Here is a 14,253-nt window from a genome sequence, read left to right as displayed (position 1 = left end):
AGCCAACCGCGCCCTAAACACGTATCTTACGCGTTCCCCACTCGCTCCACCACAGTGGAAATTTTCTTTGCCAGCTGCTCTACCTGTGCGGCATCCTGCCCTTCAACCATCACCCGGATCAACGGCTCTGTGCCGGAGGGACGCAGCAACACGCGGCCAGTGTTCGCCAATTGGCGTTCCGCTTCGCCGACTGCAGCCCGTACGTCAGCGTGATCCAAAACGCCGTCTCGATGGGCCAGGCGCACGTTGATCATATGCTGGGGCAGCATTTTCATGCGCTGCTTGAGTTTTTGCAGCGGCTCGCCAAAGTCACTCACCGCGCGCAATACCTGCAACGCGGACACTATACCGTCACCCGTGGTAGTCGCGTCAGCGCAGATGATATGGCCGGAGGATTCGCCGCCCAGCGACCATCCGTTGGCTTGCATTTTCTCCAACACATAGCGGTCACCCACTTTGGCGCGCTCGAAGGGGATATTGCGTTCGCGCAGAGCCAGTTCAAAACCGTAGTTGCTCATCAAAGTACCGACCACACCGTTACAGCCACCGAGATATTGCTGCCGGTGCAGAGCAATAATAAACAGCAACTGATCGCCGTCGATCAGTTCGCCGTCGCGGTCGACGAACAGTACCCGATCGCCGTCGCCGTCGAAGGCGATACCCAGGTCTGCCCCCATTTCCAGTACGGCTTTTTGCAGCTGCCGAGGGTTGGTAGAGCCACATTCCAGATTAATGTTGAGTCCATCGGGGCTGACACCGATAGCCGACACCTCGGCGCCCAGTTCCCGGAACACCTTGGGCGCAATGTGGTAAGTGGCACCATTGGCGCAGTCCAGTACGATTTTCAATCCGTCTAGCGCAAACCCCCAAGGGGTGGACGCTTTACAGAATTCGATATAGCGGGCGGCAGCATCGTCAATACGCCAGGCTTTGCCAAGGTTGGGGGCAGTGATGATCGGCTGCTCCAGTGCAGCTTCTATATCCTGCTCCACCTGATCCGGTAACTTGCTACCGTCGGCGTTGAAAAACTTGATGCCGTTGTCCTGATAGGGATTGTGCGAGGCGCTGATTACAATACCCGCGCGCGCGTGAAAGGTACGCGTCAAATAGGCGATTGCCGGCGTGGGCATGGGCCCCAAGAGGCCGACGTCGACACCGGCGTTGATTAAACCGGCCTCCAGGGCCGCCTCGAACATATAGCCGGACACACGGGTGTCCTTGCCGATCAGGATGCTGGCGCGCCCAGAACGCTTGTCTCCGGCCATTTTCCCCAGCACCTTGCCAGCGGCATAGCCGAGGCGCAGCATAAAGTCCGGAGTGATGACTCCCTCACCTACACGGCCGCGTATGCCGTCGGTACCAAAATATTGTCTCGTCATTTATTTTCCTTAAAACCAGCCCCAAAAAGGTGGGGCGGTCTATACAAGTTCGGATTCAAAGCGCCCCCGGCCACCGCGGAAACTCTGCCGGGGGCACGAGATCACTGCAGCGGGCGCACCGCATTCAGGAAGAAAGTGCCCCACCTTCGACAATCGCCCACATCCGCAGAACGTCCACCGTTGCGGCGACATCATGCACGCGCAGTATCTTCGCTCCGCGCTCCGCGGCGAGCATGGCCAGGGCCAGGCTCCCGGGCAAGCGTTCGTGAAGCTCCCGGTTCAACAACCGGCCGATCATCGACTTGCGCGACACCCCCACCAACAGCGGGACATCCGGCGGCGCCAGGGCCGCGAGATTGCGCATCAGCGCCAAGTGATGATTGTCGTCTTTGCCAAAACCAAAGCCCGGGTCGAGAATCACGCGCTCGCGGGGAATACCCGCCGCCTCACAGGCCCGCATTCGCGCACTGAAGTAAGTACCCACCTCACGCACTACATCTTCGTAATGCGGCGCCAGTTGCATATCTCCCGGTTGTCCCTGCATATGCATCAGACATACAGGCAGACCGCTTGCGGCAGCAGCCTCGAGTGCACCGGGACGCTCTAGTGCGCGCACATCATTGATTAATCCGGCACCGGCGGCAGCCGCTGCCGTCATTACCGAGGGCGTGCTGGTGTCTACGGATATCACCACGTCAAATCTGTTGTTGATGGCCTCAACCACCGGCAACACCCGATCCAATTCTTCTTGCTCGCCGACAGGGAGCGCCCCCGGGCGGGTGGACTCACCGCCGACATCGATAATGGCCGCGCCTTCTCGCAACATTTGCTCCGCACGCCGCAGCGCAAGATCCAAGTCCAGTGAACCGGCGGAGTAGCAGTTACCACCATCGGAAAAAGAATCGGGCGTGGTATTGAGAATGCCCATGACGACCGGGTTGGTCAGATCCAGGGTATGTTTGCCACAGACTAATTGCATGGGGAGTTATTATCGGTGTGTATTGGGGAAATAACGACTCAGCCCCTCCACCGTCACCGGAAGAGGGGCTGTTACTCAAAACTCTGGAAGCCAGGGTGTAATCAGTGCCCGGACACCGGCCCGCCGATGGGTTTTTCTGCCTCATCGCTACCGGCTTCACCGCTGGGCTTGCCACCACCGGAGCCGAAATCGCTGTCGTGCCAATCGTGGGGCGGACGCACTTTGCGCCGTGCCATCAAGTCGTCCACTTGCTCCGCATCCAGCGTTTCGTATTCCATCAGAGCATCTTTCATCGCCTCAAGAATATCTCGGTTCTCCTCCAGGATTTTCTTGGCACGGCTGTAGCAGTCGTCGATGATACGGCGCACTTCCGCATCTATCTCGGCGGAGGTTTTGCCGGATACGGGATTGCCCTGCCCTGGCTGACCGCTCTCATCCTCGCCGTAGTGCAGCGGGCCCAGTTTTTCTGACAGCCCCCACTTGGTCACCATATTGCGTGCCAGCTGAGTGGCCCTCTCAATATCGTTGGAGGCACCAGTGGTAATCCCCTCGGCCCCAAGCGTCATTTCCTCGGCAATGCGGCCGCCAAACAGAGAACAGATCTGGCTGACAATGGCCCTCCGTGACAGGCTGTACTTATCCTCCTCCGGCAGGAACTGGGTTACGCCAAGGGCGCGGCCACGGGGGATAATGGTGACTTTGTGCACCGGATCGTGCTCCGGCATCAGCCGGCCAACAATTGCGTGCCCCGCCTCGTGATAGGCGGTATTCACCTTCTCCTTCTCGTTCATCACCATGGATTTGCGCTCGGCACCCATCATGATCTTGTCGCGGGCGCGCTCGAAATCATCCATGGTCACCACACGCTTGTTGGCGCGGGCGGCGAAGAGAGCCGCCTCATTGACCAGGTTGGCCAGGTCCGCACCGGAAAAACCCGGGGTGCCGCGTGCGATCGTCTGGGGATTTACCTTGTCATCCAGCGGCACTTTGCGCATATGCACCTTGAGAATCTGCTCGCGGCCGCGAATATCCGGCAGGCCGACGAACACCTGGCGGTCGAAGCGCCCCGGGCGCAGCAGCGCGTTGTCGAGCACATCCGGACGGTTGGTGGCGGCGATAACGATGACACCCTCATTGCCCTCAAAACCGTCCATTTCCACCAGCAATTGGTTCAAGGTTTGCTCGCGCTCGTCGTGTCCTCCGCCAACACCGGCTCCCCGGTGGCGACCCACAGCATCGATTTCGTCAATAAAGATGATGCAAGGAGCTTGCTTCTTGGCTTGCTCGAACATGTCGCGGACACGGGAAGCACCCACGCCGACAAACATTTCCACAAAATCGGAACCGGAAATGGAGAAGAAGGGCACTTTGGCCTCACCGGCAATCGCTTTGGCGAGCAATGTCTTACCGGTACCGGGCGGTCCACACATCAGCACACCGCGGGGAATATTGCCGCCCAGGCGCTGGAATTTGGATGGATCGCGCAGAAACTCCACCAGCTCCTGAACTTCTTCCTTGGCCTCATCCACACCCGCCACATCGGCAAAGGTGGTTTTGATCTGATCCTCGCCCAGTAGGCGCGCCTTGCTTTTACCGAAAGCCATAGGGCCGGAACGACCACCGGCACCGCCCTGCATCTGGCGCATGAAAAACATAAAGACCGCGATAATGATCAAAATCGGGAAGCTGGCCACCAGCAGCTGCTGCCAGATGCTGGGAGATTCCGGCTCCCGTCCGACAAACTGCACATTGCTGCGCACCAGCTCGTTGGTCAGTTCATCATCAATGATCTGCGGCTGTATGGTCTTGAAGCGGCTGCCATCGGCCTTTTCACCGGTAATGACCAGACCGTCCACAACCACGCTCTTCACCTGGCCCGACTGCACATCCTGGACAAAGTCGGAATAGCTGAGGGCCTCGTCCCGTGACTGCGGTTTAAAGTTCTGGAACACCATCAGCAGTACCGCCGCGATGATTAACCACAGTACAAGGTTTTTTGCCATGTCATTCAAAGGGATAGCCCTCTCGCTTTCGCTCTCAAAATCCGTTCACACCAGTCTAGCCTGGAATCCCCGCGACCCGGCACAGATGCCGCGGCGCGGATCATGCTTATACCATATCAGGGGCATTGGTCAGAAATGACCCGGATACCACACTGGCGTTTTTATCAGCCTTTGAAGCCCCGCGCCACCACATAGACCTCGCGCGAGCGGGGTCTGGACGCATCGGGCTTACGGGTGACAACACTGTTGTAGCTGCCGCGCAGGTCTCGGATCAGCTGATCAAACCCCTCGCCCTGGAACACCTTGGCAACGAATACGCCGCCGGGCTTCAGTACTTGGCGCGCCATATCCACCGCTAGTTCCACCAGATACATGGAGGCCGGCTGATCCACATCGCGCACTCCACTCATATTGGGGGCCATATCCGAAATCACAAGGTCTGCCTTGTCGTCGCCGAGGCAATCCAGCAGCTGGTTGAGTACCGACTCCTCGGTAAAATCCCCCTGCACGAACTCGACGCCCGGCAGCGCATCCATCGGCAGAATGTCAGAGGCCAGTACCCTGCCCTTGTGCCCCACCAGCTCCGCCGCCACCTGGGACCAGCCACCCGGTGCCGCTCCCAGGTCCACGACGGTCATACCGGGTTTGAACAGCCGGTCTTTTTTCTGCAGTTCCAGCAGCTTGTAGCTGGCGCGGGAGCGGTAACCCTCCTTCTGGGATTGTTTGACGTACTGGTCATTAAAATGTTCACGCAACCAGCGGTGGCTGCTTTTGGATCGGCCCATCGGGTAGAATACTTCCTAAGTTTTTTCATAGGGGCGGCCCGGGGCCGTGATCAGTACCGGTTACCGGTGAGATCACAGCTCCGGGCCGCTCCTACAATTGATATCGAATATCGGAGTATTGTATGCCTTTAACCCCCGACCGCAAAAAAGCCCTGCGCAGCCTGGGCCACAATCTCAAACCGGTGGTCACCGTCGCTGGCAAGGGACTCAGTGAGGGCGTCATGGAGGAGCTGAACCGGGCGCTGGAGGACCACGAACTGATCAAGGTCAAGCTGATGATCGCGGACAGGGAACTGCGCCACCAGGTTATCGGCCAGCTCTGCGAGCAGAGCGGCGCCGAGTTGGTGCAGGAAATCGGCAAAATAGCGCTGATCTACCGCCAGGCGGAAAAGCCCGATCCTCGCCTGTCCAACCTGCTGCGTTGACTGATTGCCTCCCCCGCCGCTTCCCAGCTCGCGCCTAGACTGACGCCACTGGGAGACGGCGAAGCCGGGCGACTTTCAGCCCGAGGCAGGCACACACTCCGCTTTCAGCAGTTCCCAACGCTGCCCATTCTTTGCCCGCTCAAGCCAACATCTGCCGCCGCTAAGCAATAGGCGGAATTTTTCCGGTGACTCCAGATTACGCCCCTGCAAAGGGCGTTGACGCAAGTCTTGCGGAGGATTGCGCTCGATAATGAGCGCACTCTCCCGCGTCAACACCTCTTTCGACAGGACCACATCGGCACCGCCCAATGCCTCACTGACCAGGCGCTGCAGCTCTTCGCGAGCCTCCGGCGTGGCGGCGGCCAGGAGCGCGGGCGTATCGTCACCCACCGCTGGGGGCGAGCTACAGGCGCCGAGCGATAACACCAGCGGCAAAATTGCCCAATTGGCTTTTTTCATAGACTCACCTACCAAGGGTCACAATACGGTTTTGCCGCCAAGCGGATTTGACCACCTTGCCGTCCGAGAACATCACGCCCAATTGCGGCTGGGCGACAAAGCCCGCAGCGGCGGAGGTTTCACACTGACCATCGGCAATATAGTTCAGCGCCACTGCTAGGCGGCCTTCGTTCTCGTCGCCCAGGGGATGTGAGAAGTCGTCGGCAACCTCACAGCCCTTCACCAGTGCATAGCCATCGTCATAACTACTCGGCGCGAAACCGTCGGAGTATTCACCGAAGCCCTTGTCGTTGACCCCCTTGAACTGGATAGTAAACCAAGTGGTGCCACAGTTATCGGTGGGATAAAAGCCATAGGGCTTGCCGCAGGTCTGAGAGCCGATTAACACCACTTTCACATTCACGCCGCGCAGACTGTTGATAATCGCCTCGCTGGCAGAACAGGTATTGGGGCCGGCGAGCACAAAAACCCGCTCCAGGTTCAGGCTCGGCAGCGACTGATTGCCCGGCAGTTCCCACTCGCCCAGAGTCACATCAATAAAGGGAATCGGCTCCAGCGGCTCACCGGTAACCGGGTCGTGGGTGGGATGCTGGTCGTTGAACTGCATCAGTTCAAAAGTTTTGCCCTCGGTGCGCTCGGGCCCCGCGATCATATAGGCGAGCTGACTGGCGATGGCCAGATATCCGCCACCGTTGTAACGCAGATCCAGTACCAACTCGTCTATGCTTTGTTGCCGCAATTGCGTGACCGCATCGCGCAGCGCTTTCTCCGCAGTGCCGATATGATCGTTGAACAGCAGATAGCCCACCCGCTCACCGCCGGAGCCTTCAAGCACATCTACCTTAGGCACTGGGTCTGACACTACATTGGCCGCTGTCAGTTCGACGGTATAAAGCGTCCCGTCCCCGCGTTCGAATTCAAATTCGTGAGTGTCCCCCGCGGCGGATGGCCAGAGGGCATTGTTGATAAAGTCGATATCCGCCTGGGAACTCACCTGCGACATATAGACATCGCCAATACGTACCACGCGCATACCCCGCGCCACCTCGGCGGGCCACTCTTCACTGTCGCTATAAGCGGCATACACCTGCTCGGGGTTGCTGTTGAACACCGCCCATTGAAAGCCGTACCCCACAGAGACGCCAGACTCGGATTGCTGGTTCCATTCGGCCGTAGGCATTGAGTAATGGAAATTGTCTTTTTTGCTGCCGGAAGGTGTATACCCCTCGGTTTTAAGCAGCGCAAAATACTCGGTGGGATCTGCATAGCCAGCCGGGTCCCGATCTTCTATCTCGTCGTACCAGAGATAAGTCTCGTGACTCCATGAACGCAGCCAATTGTTTTCCCACAGTGCCGAACTGCACTGGTTGGCGAACTCATCCGACGGCAAGAAAACACCTGGCTGCCAAGCGGAGGGCTGGTCATCATGCCCTGCGTCATCCCCACCGCCTCCGCCGCTACTACAGGCGGAGAGCTGGATCGCACTGAGGGTGAGGAAAACGCATATAAATAGATGTCGGCGGGTACCCCCCATACAACAAGCTCCTTGTTTTATATGTTATTGGAGCCAAAGAGGTTATCACCGCCAACGGTTTTGTTCGACAGAACACATGTGGCTTGGTGTGATCTGTGAACTACGCCTCAGCCGCAACCGGCTGTCCGGCCTTGCTCAGTTTTGCCAGCACGGCCTGCAGGCTCTCCTTGGCATCACCGAACAACATGCGCGCATTTTCCTTGTAAAACAGCGGGTTGGCGACGCCCGCGTAACCGGAAGCCATGGAGCGTTTCAGGATCACCACCTTGCCGGCCTTCCACACCTCCAATACCGGCATGCCGGCGATAGGAGATCCGGGCTTTTCCACTGCGTCCGGGTTAACGGTATCGTTGGCTCCGATTACCAGCACCAGATCGGTATCGGGGAAGTCATCGTTGATTTCTTCCATTTCCAGAACGATATCGTAGGGCACGTTGGCCTCCGCCAGCAGTACATTCATGTGCCCGGGCAGACGGCCCGCCACCGGGTGTATACCGAAACGCACTGTCTTGCCCTGCTTGCGCAGCCTGTCGGTCAGATCGCTGACCGCCTGCTGCGCGTGGGCCACGGCCATACCAAAACCGGGCACTATGATGACGCTCCGCGCGCTTTCCAGGTCCGCTGCCAGTTCGTCGTAACTGGTCGCCACTGCCTCGCCTTCTATCTCGCCCTCGGCCACTTCGCCACCATCGGAGCCAAAACCGCCCAAAATTACGCTGATAAAAGAGCGGTTCATGCCGCGACACATGATGTAACTGAGGATGGCACCGGAGGAGCCGACCAGAGCGCCAACCACAATCAACAGATCATTGCTGAGCATAAAGCCGGTGGCCGCGGCCGCCCATCCGGAGTAGCTGTTCAGCATCGAGATCACCACTGGCATATCGGCGCCGCCGATCGCCGCAATCAGGTGGATGCCGAGCAGCAGGGCAATGGAGGTCATGATCAACAGATTGATCACCGTGCCCGGATTGAGATCAGAGGGAATAAACAGTGCACCCAAGACCACACAGGCGAGAATCGCGGCCAGATTCAGCCAGTGGCGCGCGGGCAGCATCAACGGCTTGCCGGAAATCAATCCCTGCAATTTCCCGAAAGCCACCAGAGAACCGGTCAGTGTAATTGCCCCGATAAAGATTCCCAGATAGATCTCGGTGTTATGTACCAAGTGCGCGGCGCCAGTCAGGGATACCCGCGGATCCAGAAAGCCGCCCCAACCGATCAGCACCGCGGCCAGCCCGACAAAACTGTGCAGCAACGCCACCATCTGCGGCATCTGTGTCATGGCCACGCGCTTGGCCAGTGTGAGGCCAATTACCGCTCCCACCGCCATGGCGATGGCCACCAGCCAATAAGCGCCAGCGGCGATACCGGCCACAGTGGCCCCGATGGCCACAATCATCCCCACCATGCCGTATAGGTTGCCGCGCCGCGCGGTTTCGTGGCTGGAGAGGCCCCCGAGGCTGAGAATAAACATCACCGCGGAGAAGAGATAAGCCATGGAAATCATACCGTTCATCACTTTTCTCCTCCCTTAGCGCCGGAACATTTTCAGCATGCGATAGGTGACAAAAAAGCCACCAAAGATATTGATACTGGCCACCAGAACACCGACAAACGCCAGCAGTGTCACCAACCACGAACCCGTCGCGCCGACCTGTAACAGCGCGCCGACAATGACGATACCGGAGATCGCGTTGGTTACACTCATCAGCGGCGTGTGCAATGCGTGGGTCACATTCCAGATCACCTGCCAGCCGACGAAAATCGACAGTACAAAAACGGTGAAATGGGATACAAACTCCGCCGGCGCCACGCGGCCAAGCCACAGTAGCAGGGCACCGGCCACCGCCCAGAACGCCAGAATGGAAAGCGGCGATTTCTTCTTCGGTTTTTCCGCCTCCACTGCCACCTGCGGTTCAGGTTTCTTTTCTACCGGTTTTGGCTGCGCGGTAATTTTCGGCGGGGGCGGCGGCCAGGTGATCTCACCACTCTTGACCACAGTGGCACCGCGAATAACCTCGTCGTCAAAGTTGATATTGATCTCGCCGTTTTTTTCCGGGGTGAGATCGCTCAGCAAGTGCGCCAGGTTAGTAGCGTAGAGACTGGAGGATTGGGTGGCGGCACGGCTCGGCAAATTGGTGTAGCCGATAATGGTCACACCGTTTTTGACGACCTTCTCATCGGCCACGGTGTAATCGCAGTTGCCGCCCATCTCAGCAGCCAAATCCACCACCACTGAGCCCTCGGCCATACTGTCGACCATATCGGCGAGCCACAGTTTGGGCGCGGGCTTGCCGGGAATCAGCGCGGTGGTAATGACGATATCCACTTCCTTTGCCTGTTCGCGGAAAAGCGCCATTTCCGCTTCGATAAACTCCTTGGACATTTCCTTGGCGTAGCCGCCAGTACCCGAACCCTCTTCCTCGATATCCACAGTGAGGAACTCGGCACCCATGGATTCCACCTGCTCGCGCACCTCGGCGCGGGTGTCAAAAGCACGCACTACGGCGCCCATGCTCTTGGCAGTGCCGATCGCGGACAGGCCGGCAACACCGGCACCGATTACCAAGACCTTGGCCGGCGGTATCCTGCCAGCGGCGGTAATCTGCCCGGTAAAGAAGCGACCGAAGTTGTGTGCCGCCTCGATGACCGCGCGGTAGCCGGCAATATTGGCCATGGAGCTGAGCGCGTCCATCTTCTGCGCGCGGGAAATCCTCGGAATGGATTCCACAGCCAGAGCATTGATTTTTTTATCGGCCAGTTTCTGCAGCAGCTCCGCGTTCTGCGCCGGTTTAAGAAAAGCGACCAGGGTTGCGCCTTCTGGAATCAGCGCCAGTTCTTCGTCCGTAGGTGCCTGAACCTTAAGCACCAAACCGGCACCCTCCAGACACTGTTTGATATCCTCGCGAACTTCGGCGCCGGCCTCTATATAGGCCTCATCAGTAAAAGAGGCCCGTGTACCGGCGCCCTTTTCCACCACGACGGAAAAACCCAGTTCGCGCAAACGCTTTACACTTTGAGGCGTCGCCGCTACACGCGCCTCCCCTGGTGCGGTCTCTCTTGGAATGGCTATGATCACCGCTATGCTCCCTCACAATTGCTGTTATTTGGATAACTAATCTACCGCTATAGTTACCTCTGTTACTTTTGGTCTGACCAATTGGTAAGAAAGCCGAGTGTAAACCTGCTGACGCAAGATGAAAAGAGGCGGAGGGCGGTAGCAGCGATTAAGTTCTTCTATAACGTTCTTAGCCTGAAATAATCGATGTTTTTTACGGCAAGAACGTTGCAAAAGAAACCACTTGTCTAATTTTTTGCACAGACAAATAGGGTGTAGACAGCCCCTACGAAAATTAGGGAACCTCTGATTAAGTCACTTTCTGGTGGCAGAGGCGCTTCGGGGGCGGATGTGAAGCTCAGGTGATAGGACGGGCATTTCGAAACCGTCGGATACAGGGATGTATCCGTCGGAGCTGCAAGGAAGTACTCGTGCGTTTTCGAAATGTCCGCCCTATTGCCTGAGCGCCCCGGAAGCTACCATAGTGTCCACGCGAATTAATCAGAGGTTCCTTAGAGAAGCGCCAAGCAATTCGCTGCCGAGACACTCCAGTATTTCGCAGGCAAACATAAAGCTCAGGTGATAGGATGTGCCAATAAGCCGCCGAATACAGTGTAGCGCGCAACTTTGGAGGCGCATTTATCGGCGGCTCCTTATTCCAGAAATTTTCGATAAAAACGATGCTGAAAATTCAACAGATCGATCATATCGTGCTGCGTATAAAAGAACTGCAACCGATGCTGGATTTCTACACGAACATTCTCGGCTGTACTGTGGAGCGCGCGCAAAAAGAAATCGGCCTGTACCAATTGCGCGCGGGCAGCAGCCTGATCGACCTGATCCCCGTCGATCAGAAACTGGGGCGCGCCGGCGGTGCCGCACCTGGTGCAGAGGGGCGTAACCTGGACCATCTTTGCCTGCGTATAGATCCCTTTAACGCCGAGGAAATCACCACCTACCTACGCGACAATGGCGTGGACGCAGGCCCCGTGGAATCCCGTTACGGAGCCGAGGGGGAAGGCCCTTCGATTTATATCTCCGACCCGGAAAACAATGTGGTGGAATTGAAGGGGCCACCTTGGCCCCAAGGGAAACGCTGATTCATTCGCGCCGGGCCCACCGGCCGACATCCAAATACTGGGGACCACTGCCCTCCTCCGCCGCAACATCGCCCGGGTTGCGCAACGGGCAACTATCCATCGACAGGCAGCCGCAACCGATACACTCCTCCAGCCGGTTGCGCAGCAATGTCAGCTGCTCGATACGCCTGTCGAGATCCTCGCACCAGCGCGCCGACAGCCTCGCCCAGTCTTTCGCATTGGGCGTGCGGCCATTCGGCAGGGTATCCAGCGCCGCGCGTATCTCCGCAAGCGGAATACCGGTGCTCTGCGCCACCTTGATAATCCCCACCCGCCGCAAAACATCACGAGAGTAGCGCCGCTGATTACCGGCGGTGCGCCAGCTGCTAATCAGCCCCTTGCTTTCATAAAAATGCAGGGTGGAAACCGCCAACCCACTGCGCGCCGCGACTTCCCCCACGGACAATTCCCTGTGCAATCTATCACCACACTTACTCATAGCCAGCCGCAATTTCCACCATAGTGAATATTCATAAAGCCGCGCATCGGCGGCCATTGACCTCAAGTTAAGTTGAGCTTTTACACTGCGCGCCGTTCGATTGCAACCACGGGAAAAGTCACTATGAGCAATAATCTTCATCTGGCTGTTATCTATGGCAGTGACCGCGAAGGTCGCTTCTGCGACACGGTGGTCAACTGGTTGGCGGGCCAACTGGAGCGCAGCGGCTACAAGCGCGTGCGCTTTATCGACCCCGCGGACAAAGCCACCGATACCCACACAATCCTCGACGCAGCCGATGCCTTTATCGTCGTCACCCCGGAATACAACCACGGCTATCCCGCCCCCCTCAAGGCCATCATCGATTCCGCCAAGGCGGAGTGGCAAGCCAAACCCCTGGGGTTTGTCAGTTACGGGGGCGTTTCCGGCGGTGCCCGCGCGGTGGAGCAGCTGCGCCAGGTTTTTGCGGAACTGCACACAGTGACGTTGCGGGACAGCGTCAGTTTTATCAACGCCTGGGAGCAGTTCGATGACAGCGGCTGTCTGCGGGAACCGGCACGCGCGGAGAGATCCCTTGCGCGCATGCTGGCACACCTGCGCTGGTGGGCCCTGGCCCTGCGCAAAGCCCGCGAGGAAACCCCCTATGAGGAGATCCTTGCATGAGCTTTGTGCCCCCGCCCGCGGGTGAGGTGCCGCCGGTCTCCCCGCTGCGCCGCGCCACGCTCCTGTGCCTGGCGGCGCTGACAATTATGTCCGGAGCGACCATAGCGCCTTCCCTCCCGGCACTGCAGGCCCACTTTGCCAATCATGCGGACAGCCAGTTGCTGAGCCGGCTGGTGTTGACCCTGCCGGCACTGTTTATCGCTCTCTGCGCCCCGGTGGCGGGTGCGATTTGTGACCGTTTCGGGCGCATGGGAATTTTAATGGTATCCGTCCTGCTCTACGGGCTGGCCGGTCTTTCCGGCCTGGTGGCCGACAGTCTCTCCGCCATTCTCGCCGGTCGCGCGCTATTGGGGGTATCAGTTGCGGGGATCATGACTTCCATAACCGCACTGGTGGGGGATTACTTCAGCGGCCGCGAGCGGGAAAAATACATGAGTCAGCAGAGCGCTTTTGTCAGTTTCGGCGGCGTGCTGTTTCTGATCGGCGGAGGGTGGCTCGCAGACCTGCACTGGCGCGCCCCCTTCGCCATTTACGGAGTTGCCCTAATCCTGCTGCCGGCGGCGCTACTCTACCTTAAGGCGCCGACACACAAAGCCCGCGCTGTTGAGGTTTCACCTTCCTCGGACACTGTACCCTACCTGCTGCTGGGGACGATCTTTGCCACAGGGCTACTCAACAGCCTGACTTTTTATCTGATACCGACCCAGCTGCCCTTTTTGATACGGGAGATCGGCGTTGAACAACCGAGACTCACGGGTTTGGCCATTGCCGGCGGCAACCTGATGGGCGCACTGTCATCCCTCTTTCTCTATCACCGCATCCGTGCAAAACTGGGATTCGCTGGCGTATTCGCCTTTTGTTTCATCTTTATGGCAAGCGGCATGTTTTTGATCTCATCCGCGAATGCCTTGACCGCAATCCTGGCGGCAACCTGCGTGTTCGGCGTCGGAATGGGGTCGCTTATGCCACATCTTTTTTCCGGCGCCATTCAACTCGCGCCGCAGAAAATGCGCGGCCGCATATCCGGCGGACTCACCGCCAGCATATTTACCGGCCAGTTCCTGTCGCCGCTCGCAAGCCAACCGAGCAGCCACTACCTGGGACTTTCCGGCTGCTTTGCCGCCGCCGGACTGCTGCTCCTGCTTGCGGCTTCAGCTGCTCTCGCTGCCGCACTGCGGCCTCTTTTCAGCAGTCCATCCCGGCCAATTTTGAGGCAATAACCAGCATACGCCAGCGGGGAAGCGCGCATTGGCTTGCCCGCGCCTCCCACCCGGCCAAAGTATCCATGCGCACTGATGGATACAGGCCGGGACACTTTCGGGATATTTTGCTGGAGAAACCGACTACCCTGGAAAAATTCACGCTTAGTAAACTCACCGGCAAACAG

General features: G+C 58.3%; 13 protein-coding genes. 4 read left to right on the top strand and 9 right to left on the bottom strand.

The genetic code is table 11. The features are described 5' to 3' along the window. Positions 1-26: 26 nt before the first annotated feature. From glmM to rlmE, 4 genes are all read right to left on the bottom strand, one after another. On the bottom strand, positions 27-1,379 hold the full coding sequence (gene glmM, locus A3224_RS03810) for a phosphoglucosamine mutase (RefSeq protein WP_067151724.1): 1,353 nt from the start codon (positions 1,377-1,379) through the stop codon (positions 27-29). 124 nt (positions 1,380-1,503) lie between these two features. Then, a complete protein-coding gene (folP, locus tag A3224_RS03805; protein WP_067151721.1) occupies positions 1,504-2,358 on the bottom strand; it encodes a dihydropteroate synthase in 855 nt (284 codons plus the stop codon). A gap of 101 nt (positions 2,359-2,459) precedes the next feature. Beyond that, positions 2,460-4,361: an ATP-dependent zinc metalloprotease FtsH gene (gene ftsH, locus A3224_RS03800; protein WP_067151718.1), complete on the bottom strand. Its 1,902-nt coding sequence runs from the start codon at positions 4,359-4,361 to the stop codon at positions 2,460-2,462. 164 nt (positions 4,362-4,525) lie between these two features. Then, on the bottom strand, positions 4,526-5,146 hold the full coding sequence (rlmE, locus tag A3224_RS03795; RefSeq protein WP_067151715.1) for a 23S rRNA (uridine(2552)-2'-O)-methyltransferase RlmE: 621 nt from the start codon (positions 5,144-5,146) through the stop codon (positions 4,526-4,528). Between the two features lie 122 nt (positions 5,147-5,268). Here rlmE and yhbY point away from each other — a divergent pair, with 122 nt between their 5' ends. Next, entirely contained in the window at positions 5,269-5,571 is a 303-nt protein-coding gene (gene yhbY, locus A3224_RS03790) for a ribosome assembly RNA-binding protein YhbY (protein ID WP_067151712.1), read from the top strand. 75 nt (positions 5,572-5,646) lie between these two features. Here the strand turns inward: yhbY and A3224_RS03785 are convergent, their stop codons facing one another. The 4 genes from A3224_RS03785 to A3224_RS03770 form a co-directional block, all read right to left on the bottom strand. After that, a complete protein-coding gene (locus A3224_RS03785) occupies positions 5,647-6,030 on the bottom strand; it encodes a hypothetical protein (protein ID WP_067151709.1) in 384 nt (127 codons plus the stop codon). A 4-nt stretch (positions 6,031-6,034) separates the two neighbouring features. Next, a complete protein-coding gene (locus A3224_RS03780; protein ID WP_067151706.1) occupies positions 6,035-7,564 on the bottom strand; it encodes a S41 family peptidase in 1,530 nt (509 codons plus the stop codon). Between the two features lie 100 nt (positions 7,565-7,664). Then, a complete protein-coding gene (pntB, locus tag A3224_RS03775; protein WP_067151703.1) occupies positions 7,665-9,083 on the bottom strand; it encodes a Re/Si-specific NAD(P)(+) transhydrogenase subunit beta in 1,419 nt (472 codons plus the stop codon). Positions 9,084-9,098: 15 nt separating this feature from the next. Continuing rightward, positions 9,099-10,646: a Re/Si-specific NAD(P)(+) transhydrogenase subunit alpha gene (locus tag A3224_RS03770; RefSeq protein ID WP_197463042.1), complete on the bottom strand. Its 1,548-nt coding sequence runs from the start codon at positions 10,644-10,646 to the stop codon at positions 9,099-9,101. 659 nt (positions 10,647-11,305) lie between these two features. On the opposite strand from A3224_RS03770, the gene A3224_RS03765 reads away from it, so the two are divergent. Continuing rightward, positions 11,306-11,725 carry a VOC family protein gene (locus tag A3224_RS03765; RefSeq protein WP_067151688.1) on the top strand — a complete coding sequence of 140 codons (420 nt, stop codon included), beginning with the start codon at positions 11,306-11,308 and terminating at the stop codon, positions 11,723-11,725. Between the two features lies 1 nt (position 11,726). On the opposite strand, the gene soxR is transcribed toward A3224_RS03765, so the two are convergent. After that, positions 11,727-12,164, bottom strand: a complete 438-nt coding sequence (soxR, locus tag A3224_RS03760) for a redox-sensitive transcriptional activator SoxR (RefSeq protein ID WP_269454581.1) — start codon at positions 12,162-12,164, stop codon at positions 11,727-11,729. 162 nt (positions 12,165-12,326) lie between these two features. Here soxR and A3224_RS03755 point away from each other — a divergent pair, with 162 nt between their 5' ends. Together A3224_RS03755 and A3224_RS03750 are read left to right on the top strand one after the other, a co-directional pair. Then, positions 12,327-12,866 (top strand): NADPH-dependent FMN reductase, encoded by a 540-nt coding sequence (locus A3224_RS03755; RefSeq protein WP_067151685.1) that lies wholly within the window; start codon positions 12,327-12,329, stop codon positions 12,864-12,866. Next, positions 12,863-14,086, top strand: a complete 1,224-nt coding sequence (locus A3224_RS03750; RefSeq protein WP_067151682.1) for an MFS transporter — start codon at positions 12,863-12,865, stop codon at positions 14,084-14,086. The genes A3224_RS03755 and A3224_RS03750 overlap by 4 nt, the downstream gene beginning before the upstream one ends. Positions 14,087-14,253 lie beyond the last annotated feature (167 nt).

Origin of the sequence: Microbulbifer thermotolerans (assembly GCF_001617625.1) — a bacterium.
Taxonomy (GTDB): Bacteria; Pseudomonadota; Gammaproteobacteria; order Pseudomonadales; family Cellvibrionaceae; genus Microbulbifer; species Microbulbifer thermotolerans.
This window is presented reverse-complemented; position numbering and strand designations above follow the sequence as displayed.